Source organism: Ruminococcus gauvreauii, assembly GCF_025151995.1.
GTDB lineage: Bacteria > Bacillota > Clostridia > Lachnospirales > Lachnospiraceae > Ruminococcus_G > Ruminococcus_G gauvreauii.
This window is the reverse complement of sequence record NZ_CP102290.1, coordinates 2276078-2293182: the sequence shown is the minus strand read 5'-3', so window position 1 is coordinate 2293182 and position 17105 is coordinate 2276078. Positions and strand designations below refer to the sequence as shown.

General features: G+C 49.0%; 11 protein-coding genes and 1 pseudogene. 7 read left to right on the top strand and 5 right to left on the bottom strand.

Translation table 11 applies throughout. The annotated features are described in order from the left end of the window. The first annotated feature begins 298 nt into the window (after positions 1 to 298). The 5 genes and pseudogenes from NQ502_RS11130 (at position 299) to NQ502_RS11110 (ending at position 5568) form a co-directional block, all read left to right on the top strand. Positions 299 to 928: a TetR/AcrR family transcriptional regulator gene (locus tag NQ502_RS11130; protein WP_028528449.1), complete on the top strand. Its 630-nt coding sequence runs from the start codon at positions 299 to 301 to the stop codon at positions 926 to 928. A 112-nt stretch (positions 929 to 1040) separates the two neighbouring features. Then, the gene (locus NQ502_RS11125) at positions 1041 to 2813 is read left to right on the top strand and encodes an ABC transporter ATP-binding protein (protein WP_028528448.1); all 1773 of its coding nucleotides are present in this window, start codon (positions 1041 to 1043) and stop codon (positions 2811 to 2813) included. 1 nt (position 2814) lies between these two features. Next, positions 2815 to 4548, top strand: a complete 1734-nt coding sequence (locus NQ502_RS11120; RefSeq protein WP_028528447.1) for an ABC transporter ATP-binding protein — start codon at positions 2815 to 2817, stop codon at positions 4546 to 4548. A 67-nt stretch (positions 4549 to 4615) separates the two neighbouring features. Further along, positions 4616 to 5056 (top strand): winged helix-turn-helix domain-containing protein, encoded by a 441-nt coding sequence (locus tag NQ502_RS11115; protein ID WP_049898111.1) that lies wholly within the window; start codon positions 4616 to 4618, stop codon positions 5054 to 5056. 167 nt (positions 5057 to 5223) lie between these two features. Next, a pseudogene (locus tag NQ502_RS11110) lies at positions 5224 to 5568 on the top strand (cysteine-rich VLP domain-containing protein). Positions 5569 to 5758: 190 nt separating this feature from the next. Here NQ502_RS11110 and NQ502_RS11105 read toward each other — a convergent pair. The 4 genes from NQ502_RS11105 to NQ502_RS11090 are packed head-to-tail and all read right to left on the bottom strand — an operon-like array spanning position 5759 to position 13974. Then, a complete protein-coding gene (locus tag NQ502_RS11105; protein WP_028528445.1) occupies positions 5759 to 8440 on the bottom strand; it encodes a translation factor GTPase family protein in 2682 nt (893 codons plus the stop codon). Between the two features lie 19 nt (positions 8441 to 8459). Next, the gene (locus NQ502_RS11100; RefSeq protein ID WP_028528444.1) at positions 8460 to 9779 is read right to left on the bottom strand and encodes a replication-associated recombination protein A; all 1320 of its coding nucleotides are present in this window, start codon (positions 9777 to 9779) and stop codon (positions 8460 to 8462) included. Beyond that, positions 9757 to 11697 carry a sensor domain-containing diguanylate cyclase gene (locus NQ502_RS11095; protein ID WP_044983209.1) on the bottom strand — a complete coding sequence of 647 codons (1941 nt, stop codon included), beginning with the start codon at positions 11695 to 11697 and terminating at the stop codon, positions 9757 to 9759. Before NQ502_RS11095 ends, NQ502_RS11100 begins: the two co-directional genes overlap by 23 nt. A gap of 27 nt (positions 11698 to 11724) precedes the next feature. Beyond that, the gene (locus NQ502_RS11090; RefSeq protein ID WP_044983208.1) at positions 11725 to 13974 is read right to left on the bottom strand and encodes a bifunctional diguanylate cyclase/phosphodiesterase; all 2250 of its coding nucleotides are present in this window, start codon (positions 13972 to 13974) and stop codon (positions 11725 to 11727) included. Between the two features lie 237 nt (positions 13975 to 14211). Between NQ502_RS11090 and NQ502_RS11085 the strand changes: the two genes are divergently transcribed. Beyond that, positions 14212 to 15705, top strand: coding sequence for a GntR family transcriptional regulator (locus NQ502_RS11085; RefSeq protein WP_044983207.1), 1494 nt, complete (start codon positions 14212 to 14214; stop codon positions 15703 to 15705). A 167-nt stretch (positions 15706 to 15872) separates the two neighbouring features. Next, on the top strand, positions 15873 to 16460 hold the full coding sequence (locus NQ502_RS11080) for a 50S ribosomal protein L25 (protein ID WP_028528442.1): 588 nt from the start codon (positions 15873 to 15875) through the stop codon (positions 16458 to 16460). A gap of 78 nt (positions 16461 to 16538) precedes the next feature. On the opposite strand, the gene NQ502_RS11075 is transcribed toward NQ502_RS11080, so the two are convergent. Beyond that, on the bottom strand, positions 16539 to 17093 hold the full coding sequence (locus NQ502_RS11075; RefSeq protein ID WP_028528441.1) for an FmdE family protein: 555 nt from the start codon (positions 17091 to 17093) through the stop codon (positions 16539 to 16541). Positions 17094 to 17105 lie beyond the last annotated feature (12 nt).

Below are 17105 nucleotides of genomic sequence, written 5' to 3'. Positions count from 1 at the left end.
TTTTCTGTAAAAAGAAACGCCCCTAAAGGCAGAGGAGCATAAAGAAGTATTGCAAAAATACTGACCTATGCCAAGTAAACGGGAAACAAGAAAACTCTATGTGAATGGCTGAACCATTTGCATAGAGTTTTTCTTTTGCTTATTTCAAATGTTTTGGCGGGTTAGAAAACCCGCCAAAATCGTAAACATGTACATGTTTGCATTGCTTGCCGATTTGTGAAAATGCGCTAGAACCTCTTTTCCTCTTGACAATATTTTTTTCTCGGACTATAATATAACAGTGATATATAACGGTGTTATGGAGGTAAGAAAGATAGACGGGAATCTGACAACTTTAGAACGCATCCATCGGGCCGCAAGAGCGGAGTTTTTGCAAAAAGGCTACAAAGACGCTTCCCTGCGGAATATCGTAAAATCTGTAGGTATGACAACCGGAGCTTTTTATGGTTACTACAAAAGTAAAGAAGAACTATTTGATGCTTTGGTAGGCGAGCATTATGCGTACTTGCTGGACTGTTTTCAAAAGGCACAGAACGAATTTGCCGATCTTCCACATGAGCAGCAACCGGAGGTTATGGCCGATATTTCCGGCGCTTGTATGTTTGAAATGCTCCATTATGCCTACGAACATCTGGAAGAATGTAAGCTAATTCTCTGCTGTTCGGAGGGGACAAAATTTTTTGGCCTCATTGATGAAATGGTAGAAATTGAAGCAGAAGCAACACATTCCTATCAAAAGGTTCTGGAGGAACTGGGGCGGCCTTCCCCGCAGATCGACCCTACGCTGGAGCATATTCTGATTACCGGCATGTTTCACACCTTTTTTGAATTGGTAATTCACGAAATGCCGCTTCGGGACGCTGAAAATTATGTGAAGGAAATGCGAGCCTTTTATACAGCCGGATGGATGAAAATTATGGGGCAGTAAAGCCCTGTAATTTTTGCCTAATGGTTAGTATAAACTAACTATATCGGATATAAGAAGAACACAATGGTGTTCTCTTTATCATAGCTAAAATAAAGAAAAGGAGGAACTTTTTTTGAAAAAACAATCCAATCTATCACGCCTGCTACAGATTGCAGGCGGCCACAAATATCTGCTCTATGCTTCATGGGCGCTTTCGGCAATCAGCGCCCTCGTTGCATTAGTACTCTTCTATTATATCTGGAAAATCATCCGGCAAGTATTAGAGGCTGCGCCGAATTTCAGCCGCGCGCAAAACCTGACCCATAACGGCTGGATGGCGGTACTGTTTGCCGTTATTGCGGTATTGATCTACATCGGAGGGCTGATGTGTTCCCACAAAGGAGCATTTCGTATCGCTACCAACCTGCGCATGCGAACGATGGAACATATCATCAAGCTGCCCCTTGGTTTTGCAGAACAGTTCGGCAGCGGCAGGCTCCGCAAGATTGTCAACGAATCCAGCGCCGCCACCGAAACCTATCTGGCTCACCAGCTTCCCGATCGCGCCAATGCCATTGCAACGCCTTGCGGCCTTTTCGTCCTGCTGTTGGTGTTCGATTGGCGGCTGGGGCTTTTAAGCCTCGTCCCGGTCGTGTTGGGATTTCTGATCATGACGGCTATGACCGGAAAGCGGATGCAGGAAAGAATGAAGGAATACCAAAACGCCCTTGACGACATGTCCAATGAAGCGGTGGAGTATGTACGAGGGATTCCCGTTGTTAAAACTTTCGGACAGACCATCTTCTCCTTCAAAAAGTTCAAGGATTCCATTGATCGATATAAAGTGTGGGTGATCGCCTATACCAAAGAGCTTCGCCTTCCCATGATGTTCTACACAACAGCCATCAACGGTGTGTTTGCTACGCTGATTGCCGGTGCACTGATTTTTACTGGGGGCGGCGTTACAAATGATTTCCTGCTGGATCTCATGTTCTATATCATCATTACGCCTATTATCTCCGTCACCCTTACCCGCATCATGTTTCAGAGTGAAAACGCCATGATCGTGGACGATGCCCTGCATAGAATTGACAGCGTATTAAACCTGAAACCGCTTACAGAACCAGCGCAGCCGGAACATCCGAGAGATGCTTCGGTACAGCTTGATCACGTTCGTTTCAGTTATGACGGAGAAAACGATGTGATCAAAGATATTTTCCTTTTCATCCCCGCAGGGCAGAGAGTAGCATTCGTGGGACCGTCCGGGGGAGGAAAGACCACTCTTGCCAATCTGATCTGCCGGTTCTTTGACCCGCAGAGCGGCAGTGTAACCATAGGCGGCGTGAATGTGAAGAACATCCCGAAAGAAGAACTTATGAATACCGTTTCTTTTGTGTTCCAAAACAGCCGCCTGATCAAAGCCTCGATTTTGGAAAATGTGCGCATGGGAAAGCCTGACGCGACCCGCGAAGAAATTATGGCCGCACTTCATAACGCACAGTGCGACGATATTCTTGAAAAGCTGCCACAAGGCGCGGACACCGTGATTGGCACAAAGGGCGTGTACCTTTCAGGCGGCGAGCAGCAGCGGATCGCCATTGCCCGCGTCATGCTGAAAGATGCGCCTGTTATAATCTTAGACGAAGCCACGGCTTTTGCCGACCCGGATAATGAAACCCGCGTGCAGGCGGCTTTCTCCAAGCTGTCCCAGGGGAGAACGGTGATCATGATTGCCCACCGGCTCTCCACGGTGGCCGGAGCAGATCAGATCTATGTCATTGAAAACGGACAAATTACGGAAAGCGGCAAGAGCCAGGAACTGCTGGAAAAAGGCGGTATTTTCAGCCGGATGTGGCAGGATTATCAGCTTGCTGTTCAGTGGAAGGTTGCAAAGGAGGTACAATAAAGTGATAAAAAAACTTCAAAAAAGATATGCTCTTTCCGAGCAGGGGGCGAAGGATCTGGTAAAAGGCTGCCTTGCCTGCGTCCTTCAGAATCTTTCCTTTATGTTTCCCGTTGGGCTTTTGTATCTTTTAGTTGCTGACCTGATGAACGGCGGCGTACCCGGTGAAAAAGTGTTCTTTTATATCATCGGATGCGCAGTGTGCCTGGGCCTGATTTTTCTTGCCACTTACATTCAGTATAACGCTACATATTTTGCCACCTATACGGAAAGCGGCGTACGAAGGATTACGCTGGCGGAACGGCTGCGGAAAATTTCTCTGTCCTTCTTTGGGAAAAAGGATCTGGCGGATCTCACCAGCACCATCATGGCCGACTGCACATTTCTGGAACAGAGCTTTTCCCATTTTATACCGGAACTGGCCGGCTCCATTATCTCCACTGTTTTGATTTCCATCAGCCTTTTGGTGTTCGACTGGCGCATGGCGCTGGCGGCGCTTTGGGTCTTGCCGGTAGCTTTTGCTATTGTAGGCTTCTCCGCGAAGGTGCAGGAACGGCTCAATCAGAAAGCGATGGATGTAAAGATGGCCTGCGCCGACGGGATTCAGGAGTGCATTGAGACAGTGCGCGACCTGAAGGCCAACAACGCCGAAGCAGAATACTTAAAAGGGCTGGAAAAGAAAATCCGTGCTGTGGAGCGCCGTTCTATCCTGAACGAATTTGGGCTGGCAGCCTTTGTGGTGTCCGCATCGCTGATATTAAAGCTGGGAATTGCCACGGTTGCGCTGACAGGCTCCGTCCTGCTGATCGATGGAAGCCTCGATGTACTGACCTTCTTTATGTTTCTGCTTGTCGTATCAAGGCTTTACGATCCGCTGCAAGGGGCGCTGCAAAATCTGGCGGCGGTTATCAGCACGCGTACCAATATCGCCCGTATGAATGAGATCCTCGACCATCCGATCCAGCAGGGCGATACCGAACTTTCCAACAAGGGATATGATATTACCTTCGACCATGTAGGCTTTGCCTATAACACGGGGGAAACCGTACTGAAAGATGTTTCCTTTACTGCAAAACAGGGCGAGGTCACGGCGCTGGTAGGACCGTCCGGCGGCGGCAAAACGACGGTTTCCCGGCTGGCAGCAAGGTTCTGGGATGTAAGCCAGGGAAAGATCACCGTGGGCGGTATGGACATTTCTAAAATTGACCCAGAGGCGCTGCTTTCCCTGTTCTCCATTGTGTTTCAGGACGTTACCCTGTTTGACAATACCATTTTGGAGAATATCCGAATTGGGAATAAGGATGCGACCGACGAACAGGTTTTGGCCGCTGCAAAACTTGCCAACGTGGTTGAATTTGCCGAAAAACTGCCGGATGGCTGGAATACCACCATTGGCGAAAACGGCTGCGAACTTTCCGGCGGTGAGCGGCAGCGAATTTCCATCGCGCGGGCTTTTCTGAAAAATGCGCCGATCATTCTTTTGGACGAAGCCACCGCTTCGCTGGATGTGGAAAATGAAACCCTGATTCAGACCGCCCTTTCCCGCCTGATTGCGGATAAGACCGTGTTAGTGATTGCCCACCGGATGCGCACAGTAGCCGGAGCGGATAAAATCGTGGTACTTTCCGAAGGGAGCGTGGCAGAAGAAGGCGCGCCGGAAAAGTTGGTGAAGCAAAGCGGCTTGTATGCTCGTATGGTGAAGCTACAGACGGAGAGCCAGAATTGGAAACTGGCGTAAATTTTTTCTTTGCCTCTGCTTCATTGTAGTTAGGTGGTGACGACATGGGAAGTTAACTGTACTTGATTTGTCGGAATCCGGCAGACAAATAGGTGAGAAATTATTTGTACTGCTTACCGTAGATCAGAAAAAGGAACTGGCGCAGTTTGTTCTTGAAGGTAAAACGGGCGGCGTTGATTCGGCTGACATTCCATGCTGCCCCGTCTTTCATGGTAAATATTTTGTTTCAAAGCGGACAGGCCAACCTCTAACGGATATACGAGAAGGTGAAATATACTTTTGTTTAGAGCAAAGATTTGAAATTTTTTCCCTTCTAATTATGAATCCCAAACGGGTATTTACCTATGAAATGTTTATGGATTTGGTCTGGCATGAAGATTATACTTACTATTCCCGCAAGGCGGTAAATAACCATGTGAGTAACCTGCGAAAAAAGCTTAAGGTTGCTCCTGATCTGCCGGATTATATCAAAAGTGTCTACGGTATCGGCTACAAGTTTGAAATATGAAAGGCAGAAATGCCGTCATGATTTTCATATCATGGCGGCGTTTTTTAATTTCCTGAAATTTTTTCACTTACCCGTGCAACAATCCCCAGAAAAATGTACGGATAGATAGGGAGAGTTTTTTGACAGTCTGAAAGGAGGCGATAAAAATCGAAAGAAAAATACCCATCATGACCTATTCCCAGTACCGCAGGGCAAGAAAGCTGGTACATCAGTGCTGCAACTATGAGAGCGGGAACTGCCTTGCCCTTGACGATGGAGAAGAATGAGTTTGTGTGCAAAGCATTTCCTACTCTCTGCTGTGCAGGTGGTTCCGTGCCGCTGTCCTGTCTTTGGATGAATCGTCAGAGACAGCTTTACTTCATCAAAAGGAACAAAAGCGGTGTACTGTCGGCGGTCAGCCCTTCCTTCCCGGTTCCAACCGGGTGAAATACTGCAAGGCCTGCGGCTCTATCGTCCACCGCAGGCAGAAAGCTTTAAGCGACCGGAAAAAGCGGGGTGTTGCGGACAATTAGAGACGAAAAAAGGTGGTGCGGCGATCTTCAACCTCTGTATTGCCGGGATATTGGAGCGGCGGGAATACACGGGCTTGGGTTTTTGAGGACACCCAGCCCGCCATCATCGAGAAAGGACAGTGGGAACGGGAAAGACTTCAAGCTGTCTGACAGCCGGTACTTAAAACTATCCCGTGTCTGTGTTTTGATTTTATTCTTCGTATCTCAGCTTCTTTTTCTCTTCCTCCGACAGTCCGTCCAGCAGATAGTTTCTGCCCGTGGACTGTCTCTCCAGATACTGTTCCTGGATAACCTCATTTGCCTCCCGGACCGCCTCCTGCAGATCCCTCGCGGAGAGCAGGCTGCAGCCCTGACCCCGGATGATGACCTGCTCGAGTCCATCGGAAGTCGCTACCGTCACATGATACGTTTCCCGGTTCTCATGGGCAAACTTCTCAATATACTGATCCGCCGTCTCTGCCTCTTTCGTATATACCACATGTATATTGTGATACTCCATAATTTCCGTTGTATGGCCCTTGACCCGGTAAGCATCAAACACTACGATCAGCCGGCATCTGCGAATAGCCTGATAATTTGACAGAATATCCAGCAGTTTTCCCCTGGCACCGTCGATGTTGACCTGTGCCAGCTCTTTCAAGTCATCCCAGGCAAAGATGATATTATAACCGTCTACCAGGAGATACTCCTCCAGTTTTCGCCTCACACTGCGTTTTGCAGGGACGGGCGCCTCCACCGTGTGCGCGCTTCGCCGCTGCTTCCAGCCCTGCGCAGTTTTATTGCCCTTCTGGTTCGCAGCATACGTCCTCGACAGTATGGCGTCCACTTCCTCGGTATCAATCCACGCATCCTCAGTCACAGTTCCGGAAGGATACTGTCTGGGTGCCTCCCAGGACTCCCCTGCCTGTTCCTCCCCCTCAGGGATCAGCTGACGTTCCAGGTGCATATACTCCTCCACCTGCTCCCAGTTTACCACGAATCCGGCACCGTGTGCGCAGAATACGGATCCCGTGGGGTTCTCCGGGTCACGCTCCGAATCATAGCCTGTCCGTGAGATGACCTCCTCAGCGTTATGACACGGACCGTATCCCTGCAGACTGCAGAAAAGTCTCCCATGCCCCTTTGTATAAGACGCTACCTCCTGCGGATACCCCCGCATCACAGACACCGGCGCACTTCCGGTCAGCACGGATATCCCACCCTCAACTACCGGCTGCGAGGAGGTGCCGTGCATGCGTTCCAGATCTGCCATCGCACGGCCTGTCATCTGTTCGGGAACTTCCAGACGGTATTCATAAAATGGTTCCAGCAGCACTGATTCCGCCCGTTTCAGCCCGTGCCGCACCGCACGGTACGTCGCCTGCCTGAAGTCTCCGCCCTCTGTATGCTTCTTATGCGCCCGTCCCGCTGCCAGTGTGATCTTCATATCGGTAATGGCCGATCCCGTCAGCACACCCCGATGTTCCTTCTCCTCCAGGTGTGTCAGTATCAGCCGCTGCCAGTTTCGATCCAACATATCCTCACTGCAGCGTGATCCGAAGACAAGACCGCTTCCCGGCTCCCCCGGCTCCAGTATCAGATGGACCTCCGCATAGTGCCTCAGGGGCTCGAAATGACCGACACCCTCTGCCTTATTCGTGACTGTCTCTTTATACACGATATTTCCGGCTCCAAACTCCACCTCCGCGCCAAACCGCTCTTTGATCAGACTCTGAAGCACCTCCGTCTGAACTTCTCCCATCACCTGTGCCTGGATCTCCTGCAGATTTTCATCCCAGACAATGTGAAGCTGCGGCTCCTCATCCTCCAGCTGCCGGAGTTTTGGAAGCATCGTGCTGACACTGTCTTCAGGATCCAGTATGATCTGATATGTCAGAACGGGTTCCAGTATCGGCATGACGGATTCCACCTCAGTCCCAAGTCCCATTCCGGGCCGCGTCCTGGTAAGGCCGGTCACTGCGCACACCGTCCCGGCACCGGCCTCGCTTACAGTCTCATACTTTTCTCCGGAATAGATGCGAATCTGATTGACTTTCTCCTCCCATACAGCATCCCCATCCATACCTTCCCTGCGGTTGGTGAGTGATGCTTTTGTCTTCAGACTCCCTCCGGTAACCTTGAGGTATGTCAGACGGGTGCCCTGATCATCTCTGGCAATCTTAAAGACCCGCGCCCCAAATGTTTCAGGATAACATGGCGCCTTTGTATACTGTACGAGACCCGCAAGAAATTCCTCCACCCCCGTAAGCCTCAGCGCCGAACCAAAAAAGCAGGGAAATACCCTGCGTGCCGAGATCAGCCCCCGAATGTCTTCCGTTTCCAGCGTCTCATGTTCCAGAAAATGCTCCAGTGCCGCCTCATCACACATCGCCAGGCTTTCATAGAAGTCATATCCATGAGGTTCCCCAAAATCAATACAACCATCGTCCAGTCTGTTTTTCAGCTCCGCAAGAAGCTTACCCCTGTCCGTCCCGTCCTGGTCCATCTTGTTAATGAACAGAAACACGGGAACCCGGTACCGCCCCAGCAGCCTCCACAGTGTCTGTGTATGTCCCTGTACACCGTCCGCCCCGCTTATCACCAGGATCGCATAGTCCAGTACCTGCAGCGTACGCTCCATCTCCGCAGAAAAATCCACGTGGCCCGGAGTATCCAGCAGCGTCACCTGCAGATCACCCAGGCTCATCTGCGCCTGTTTGGAAAAAATGGTGATCCCGCGGGCCCTCTCCAGGGCATACGTGTCCAAAAACGCATCCTGGTTGTCGACTCTTCCCATTTTCCGGATACTGCCGCTCTTAAAAAGCATCGCCTCCGATAATGTTGTTTTGCCCGCATCCACGTGGGCCAGAATACCAATTACTGTCCTTCTCATCCGTATACTCTCTTATTCTTTATTTTTCATTCTTCCATTTACGAATCTGTTCAAGCCTGTCTTTCACCTGCTTTTCCTGCCCCTCTTCTGTCGGGCGGTAATATCTTCGGTCTGCAAGCGCATCTGGCAGGCACTGCATACGGCCAAGCTTCTCCTCCGTATCGTGCGCATAGATATAGCCCTGCCCGTACTTCAGATCCTTCATCAGACTGGTCGGCGCATTCCTGATCTGAAGAGGCACCGGCTCGGCAGGCAGCTCCCGCACATCAGTTTTGCATGCTTCGCATGCCATATAAAGCGCATTGGATTTGGGCGCCATTGACAAGCAGACCACAGCATGCGTCAGATGGACATCACATTCCGGCATCCCCAGAAAATGACATGCCTGATATACAGCGACTGCAGTCTGGAGCGCTGACGGGTCCGCCATTCCAACGTCCTCGCTGGCAAACCTCACCAGGCGCCTCGCAATATACAGCGGGTCCTCCCCTCCGTCGAGCATGCGGCACAGCCAGTACACTGCCGCATCCGGATCACTGTTTCTCATGGACTTGTGCAGCGCGGAAATCAGATTATAATGTTCTTCCCCGGTCTTATCATACAGCAGAGACCGCCGGTTCATGCACTGTGCCAGGGTGTCCTCATCCACACAGATCTTTGCATCCTCATCCATCCGGCCGTTTAATACCGCCATCTCGAGCGTATTGAGTGCTGTCCTCGCATCACCATTGGAAAAACGTGCAATCGCGGACAGTTTGTCATCGCCGATCACGATATCCTGATTTCCGAATCCCTTCGGACTCCTCAGTGCATACTGCAGCAGCTCCTTCAAATCCTCCTCCTCAAGGGCTTTTAAAATGAATACCTTACATCTCGACAAAAGAGCTGAATTGATCTCGAAAGAAGGATTCTCCGTCGTCGCACCCACCAGAATGATGCTTCCCTTTTCTACGTATGGCAAAAAGGCATCCTGCTGGGCTTTATTAAACCGATGAATCTCATCGGCAAACAGCAAAGTCCTGACACCAGACCTTCGGTTAAACTCCGCCTGGCTCATCACTTCCTTAATTTCCCTGATCCCGCTGGTCACCGCACTGAACTCCACGAATTCCGCCCTGGTCTGATTCGCAATGATTCTTGCCAGTGTCGTTTTGCCCACACCGGGAGGACCCCAGAAGATCATCGACGACACCTGATCTTTCTCAATGAGCTGCCGCAGGATCTTCCCCTCTCCGATCAGATGCCTCTGTCCCACATATTCATTCAGTGTTTCCGGGCGCAGACGGCTTGCCAGAGGGGCACTCATTCTGCGGTCATCAAACAGGCTTATCTGCTCCATCATTATCTAAACACCTCTTATCCTCACTTTTATGCTCTTTTTTCTCCTGATACATTCGTTGATCTGCAAGTTTCAGCAGTTCCCGATAATCTGTCCCATCCTCCGGATAGTATGCACATCCGGCAGAAAACCGGACCATAACAGCCACATCAGCATTCAGTCTGACCGTGTAGCCTTGCATCGCCTCGCGTATGATCCCTATCCGCTCCGTCAGCTCATCCCTGTCATCCGCGCAGATAATCAGTGCAAATTCATCACCTCCCAGCCTGGCGACGATTCTGTTTTCTGACGGCCCGGTACACAAAATCCGGGCAACCCCGCACAGATAGCGGTCACCGCTTTCATGTCCATACCGGTCATTGACCCGTTTCAGCTGGTCTGAATCGGCGAGCAGGATCACCGCATATTTAAATTCAGGCGCGGGAACAAAAAACTCTTCCAGACGGCGGTAGAACGCCCGGCGGTTATATAACTCCGTTAACAGATCAATATCCCGCTCGCGTTCAATATGCTGACGTTCCATCACATCATTTGTCACATCCATGAGGATGCCCAGTATATTCTTTTCATAAGTGATGGACTCCATACGGATAAAGCGCTTTGTCTCCCCGGGAAGCTGATAAATTCCTTTTCTCCCATCCACCATATGCCCGCGGATTTCTTCCAGCTTTCGTTCAAACAGTACACAGTCCGACAGCATCAGCTTTGTCTCATCCTGTGACAGGTTTAAAATCTCCGCAATCCTCCTGGTCGCCATCACACGCTTCATGTTCTGCCGGTATTCATAGACACCCACCGGTATACTGACCACATCCAGAACCGTCGACAGCTTATTGGTACTGTCCAGCAGGCTCCCTATCATTTCATTGATCTGATCACTCAGCTCCGCGAATTCCGGTGTAGTATCCACATCAACCTTCGTGTCCAGATCCCCTCCTGTGATCACCCGCATCTTCTGATTCACAGCTGCAATGCCGGTTAGAATGTAGCGGTCCAGATACATGGAGATCGCAGCCGTCATGACAACACCGAGAAGCAGCAGGTAACCGCCCAGCATCAGGCTGTTTCTGTTTACATCCTGATACAGCCTGTCATTGGGAACAATACGTCCAAGAATCACCGACCCGTTTCTTTCAAATACGCAATAACTTTTCTCACCGTCCACAACCGCATGGAATCCGCTATCTCCGGCGTTCACTTCATCCGGGTCGATCCCGAGCGTCTCGATATTCTTATCAATATAACTGGGGCTCGTGGCACCCAGTACCTGATATGTCTCAGGATCCAGTGCACAGATGACCGCCCCTTTATCCGCCGTAACGATAGAGAAGATATAAGACAGCTCATTGCGCTTCATTGCCTCCAGGACCCTGTGCGGTTCCATACCGATCTGTACGATCCCTTCACCGTCCTCCCTCCAGACTGCCGCATACTGCATCAGTTTCTGCTCTGCAGTATTCGGAGTAATCTCCTGACATAATTCCAGTGAGCGGTCTTTCAGCATCGGCAGAAAAAACTGCATCTGTTCCCCGGAATTAAAATTCAGGCCAAAGTACTTCGGCTGTGAACCCGCATACAGATTCCCCTGTGTATCAAATATATGAAATTCATCAATCTGGAGTAGCTCTGCAATTTTTTGCAGTTCATCCTGATCGTTAATGATATCCGGTTTATTCTGAACAATATAGGCTGCCGCCTTGGCATTTACCAGACAGTTCTTTGCAAAATCCTCTTTAATCTGTTCTACTTCCTTTTCATTCTGGACTAGGATCTGATTGATCTGCCAGAATAACTCCTGAGAACCTGCACGCATGGCGTCCTCCGCCTGAAAGATCTGAAGCAGATAATTTAACAGAAGGGAAACCAGCATGGCCGCAAAAATTATAATACACAGCCTCTTATTTATCTGTTTTTTCATCACTCTCTCCTCCCGGCCATTTGTGCGTCAGATAATATATTGCACGGCCCACCTCTCAAATTCCGCTGCAGGAAGCGGTTTTGAGAATATGTATCCCTGCACCATATCACAATGTACTGACCTCAGATACTCCAGCTGCTTTGGTGTCTCAATCCCCTCTGCAACAGTCTGTACCTTCAGCTTGCCTGCAAGCGCAATCAGGCATCCGATGATTTCCTGGCCTCTGTCATCAGCGATATTCAGAAAAAACGAACGGTCCAGTTTCAGAGTATCCACATCAAACTCTTTCAGCAGTCCCAGTGAAGAAAAGCCCGAACCAAAGTCATCCAGAGAACACAAGAATCCCATTGCGTGCATTTGGCGGATACTTTCCTGTACCATTTTGATTCTCTGACGATCGAAAAAGATAGACTCTGTCAGTTCAAATTCAATTAACCCGCGCGGGATCTCATACTCACCTGCAATTTCAGCAAACCGATCCAGAAAACCGGCGTTCCAGAAATGCTGCCTGGAGAGATTGACCGATATGGGAACCGGTTTTTTCCCTTCTTTTATCCAGCTGTTCATAAGTTTGCAGACCTCTTGAAACACATAGAGATCCAGCTTGCATATCTTATCACTGCGTTCAAAAAGCGGAATAAAATCTGCTGGAGAGATGATGCCTCTCTGCGGATGATTCCACCGGACTAATGCCTCAGCACCTTCCAGCCGGTTGTCCCTGAGTCCGACTTTCGGCTGAAGGTATATCTGAAAGTCATGATCCTGAATCGAATGATCAAACAGCTCATTTAATTCATGCTCTTTCCTCAGCTTATCCATGAAGCTGTTGTCATAAAAGGAACATTCCTGCTGCAGCCCGGACCCCTGGTTCTGATATGCCGCTCTCGCCCGGTCCTGGAGAAGCGTGATCTCCATTGCAGGGTCTTCGACAAGACAGGCCCCCTGCTTAAATGAGAACTGACAGTTGGGAAGATCAACCCCTCGAAATGAATTGATATCTTCAATTATCCTGTCCAGTCTTGTTCTGATCGTCTCGGGATCGTGTTCTTTCAGGCAAAGAAGAAAATGATCCGACTCACTGCGCGCTGCAAATTCCTGCGCCTCCTCTCTCATGTGGCGTTCCAGCACCCGATGAAAATAGCGCAGAATATCATTTGCCGCATCAATTCCGAACCTTTCATTGATCATCTTAAACCCTTTGACGTCGAGCAAAACAACCGCGTATTCAAAGGGTTTTATAATATGTGACATCTCCCGGAACTTCATCTGAAAAGCCGCGTTGTTCATCCCGCCTGTTACAGGGTCTGTAAACGCAGAACGCTCCAGCTGTTTACGATAATCATTATAAAAACGGAAAACCGCAAATAAAAACAGTGAGAAAAATACAATTGTGACTCCCACAATGATAAATGACTGGAAAATATATCTTTCTGCGCCCCCGGATATGATATCGGCCGGAATAATGGTCAGCAGTATCCAGTCATTAATCCCGAGTCCGTTATACGCCAAATAGAGCTCGTCCTGTGTGACAGCTGTAAATTTCAGCATACCGTCCTTTCCGGTACGCATGTTCTCCTGCATTTCCCGGATCTCGGCAGCCACTTTCTCATCTGATTCAAAAATATCGTCCAACTGCATAAATGGATTCAAATCTTCCGGTGAAATCACAACCTGGCCGTCACTGCCGATGATACAGCTCAGTGCATTTCCATCAAAGCTTTTCGATGCGATCATCCGCTGCATATTTTCCTTACTGCGGCCGCCGATCAATACGCCTGTCACCTTATCATTCTCATAGATCGGAACCGAGTAAACGATGGTTTTCCCACCCAGATAACTGGCACAGACTTCCCCCTCAAAGGAAGACTGTACACTGTCCATCTGTAATAACGCCTTTTGCTCCCGCTTGTCAGCAAATACTTCAGATTCCGAGAAAACAGAATTCCCATTTCTGTCAAACACTGCGAGCGGGTCAAACTCCTGGGTACGTGCTTTGCTGTCCAGATATTCACTCAGGCTGCCTCCGTCCTTCACACTGTCAAACCGCGAGACTGAATCTGACAACAGTTCCAGTTCTGTCATCTTATGCTGTATGGTGTCCTTAATATCACCTGCCGTCTGTGTGGTTACATCATTCAGATATTCCTTCGTACTGGTGCTCAATACTATACGAAGCTGTGCGGCATTCCAGACCGAAGCGGTAAAAACCACAACCAAAATCACGGACAATAGCCCAATCTGTGCGCCGCGAACAATAAAAGTCTTTGACCATTTCATAATCCTGCAATCTCCATTTTATATGAAATCCGGTGTCTTTGCACTACCTTTTATTATGATAACTATATTTTAATTTATTAACATCAAAAAAACAATTATTTATTTGTGTACGTATGCAGATAGTTTACGGGATTTTATGCTGCACACCTGGATTTTAACATTGCAGATAATCAGATTTAATTGAAAAATTACAATATTTTTGTTATTCTATGTCAAAATGAGCAGGGAGGGGAAGCAGTGAAAAACAAAGACACTCGTTTTTCTTATGTATACAACGATCTCAAGGGAAGGATCAAAAACGGACAATTACAGCAGGGAAAGTATCTTCCTTCAAGCAGGCAGCTCTGCAAAGATTACCAGGTCAGCATCCGCACAATCTCACAGGTGTTAAACACTCTGAGGCAGGAGGGGTATATCAGGATCGAGCCCCGCACCGCGCCATTGGTGTGCTATGAACATCCAGATAGAAGTTCCTCTGCCATGATAAAGTCTGTTCTGTCACAGCGGGACGGAATTCTGCAGATTTATCAGACAATGGCATTGCTGATTCCTCCCATGATCGCTTTTTCGGCAGTGGGATGCAGAGTCGAAGAGCAGCCCCATTACAGACAGCTCCTAAAATCAGGACTGCTGCAGCCGACTGTCAGTGAATGGCGTACTGTTTCTGACCTTTTCAAGGATGTTCTCTGCTCCAGCGGCAACACATTGTTTGGCGATGTGTATGCAGCACTTGAGTTATACAGCCAGATAAGCTTCTTCGCAGAGGAGCAGCAGGCATTCACCAGCCTGTCCCTGTCGGTTTTGGCGCCCCGTATGGTCCCGCTGATCAATTTGCTGAGTACAAACGATCCCTTCCAAATCTACGGTCCGTTCAACGAACTGTACCGGGATACGACCGAATTAACTGCCAGATGTCTGAAGCAGCTGGAAACCCGGTTTCCGGATTGTCCTCAGCAGGATACGCCGGTGTTTTCCTGGAGCGCGCTTCGCGGTCAGGATTTTTATTATACGCGCATCGTCCGGGATCTGATAAACAAGATCGGTACCGGGTTCTATCCCGCAAACGACTATATTCCGCACGAGGCAGAACTTGCCCGCCAATACGGCGTATCTGTTTTTACAATTCGCAAAGCTCTTACCGAGACTGCACGTTTAGGTTTTACCAAGACGTTCAACTCAAAAGGAACTGTCGCCCTGATCCCGAATGCTGCCGTTGCGTTCCGCCCTCTTCAAAATCAGACAAGCAAGCGGACAACCCTTATGTATCTGTACGCGCTTCAGTTCCTTGTATTTGCCATACGTCCGGCTGCCACATGCGCAGCACCTCAGATTACATCCGAAGATCTGGAGTTTCTCGCACACAAATTTGAAGACCCCGGTAACATTCCTCTCGCAGATATTTCGCAGCTCCTTCTGGACCGCCTGAACCTGCAGCCTCTGAAAACAATACTGAAAGAACTGAGAAATCTCTCACAGTTCGGATTTTATTTTGCATTTTACCGCAGCAAGCCTGACAGTACCAGCCTGGTAAACGAGAAAAGCCTCCATGCCATTCACCGTCTGAGTACCGGCGATGTGGTAGGCTTTGCAGATGGCCTATCTGAATGTTACAGCCATATACTGCGTGTTGTGCGGCGTTTCGTTATCGAGAAATACGGTCTGTACGAAGCGAAATATCTGACAGTTCCAGATATTTCCTTTTTAACACATTCAAATGATACATTACGATAACATTTTTCACAGAAACTACATATATATTTCTGCTACAGGTGCTATAATATAGAGGTGCATACAGAGAACTTCGACCTAAAGAGCTCGATACTACACCCGTAGAAAGAGTTCTTTTTGTTTTTCGTTACGCACGGTAACATATCACATGATTACAGGAGGTATCAGATATGACTACATTGAAAGCAGAAAAAAGGAACCCCGACATAAAAGCAAAGAAATTAAGACGTGAAGGCTTCGCCCCCGGCGTACTGTTCGGAAAGGGAATGGACGAATCTGTTCCGCTTCAGTTTGCAGAGGCAGACGTCCTGCAATTTATCAGGAAAAACGGTGAGGGTACTCAGGTGACCCTGGATCTCGGCAGTGAAAAGACAAACGCCGTCGTCAAAAGCATTGATTATAATCCCATGAAAAAGCAGGTGATGGCATTTGACCTTCAGGCCCTGGTTCAGGGTGAAGTGATTTCCACTTCGGTACAGGTGAAACTGGAAAATTCAGACTGTGTACAGGGCATCGTGGAACAGGATCTTTCTGAGATCAGCTACAGGGCCGACCCGTCTAATCTTCTGGATACCATCATCATTGATTTCGAAAAACTTGCACCCGAAATAAAAGTTATGCATGTAAAAGACCTGACATTGCCCGGAAACAAAGATGTTCAGTTTGTAACACCGGAAGACGCCATGATCTTCCATATCTCGGATTATGTCAAGAATACGGAATCCGAAGAGAGCGCAGAAGACAAAGCCGAAGACTGACCGGCAATCTTCCTGGTAATTGAAATCTGTCAATTACGGCCAGAGACAGCATTTACCTGTCTCTGGCCACTTATGTTTTCAGATATGAAACCGATCATAGGAATCATAACAATCCAGGCAAAGGATCCGGTCTCCTTCGAGACGCATCATGTTCTCAGAAGCCGTCTCACCGCAGCAGCTGCAGGTAAGAGACCTGAAGATTTTCGCTTTTTCGGGAAGTTTGATCGCGGTCTCTTTCACCTCAAACAGCTCTTCCGGCTCGTGCTCCTGATAATATGTGAAAGATTCTTCCCTGCTCATTCCTTCCGGGCGGGGCTTCAGCACCAGGCGCACAGACTTCCCGGTGTTTCTGTTGTAGAAAGAAAACGCCTGTTTTCCCCTCATATGAAACAGCAGATTACCCTTACCCACACTGCAGCCCAGGATGACCTGGATTGCATCAATGCCGCAGGCATCATTCTCCGCTATACATACCACCTGCTCATCCTCAGAGATACAGCAGGACCTCTCTTTGCAGCCCGGCGCGAGTTCCAGCAGCCTGACGGCATACAGCGCCGCCTGATATCCGATCGTCAGCCCGCCGCATTCATGCCCGTGGAATGCCACGCAGGTTTCCCATATTTTCTTATTCATATTCCCTCTCCT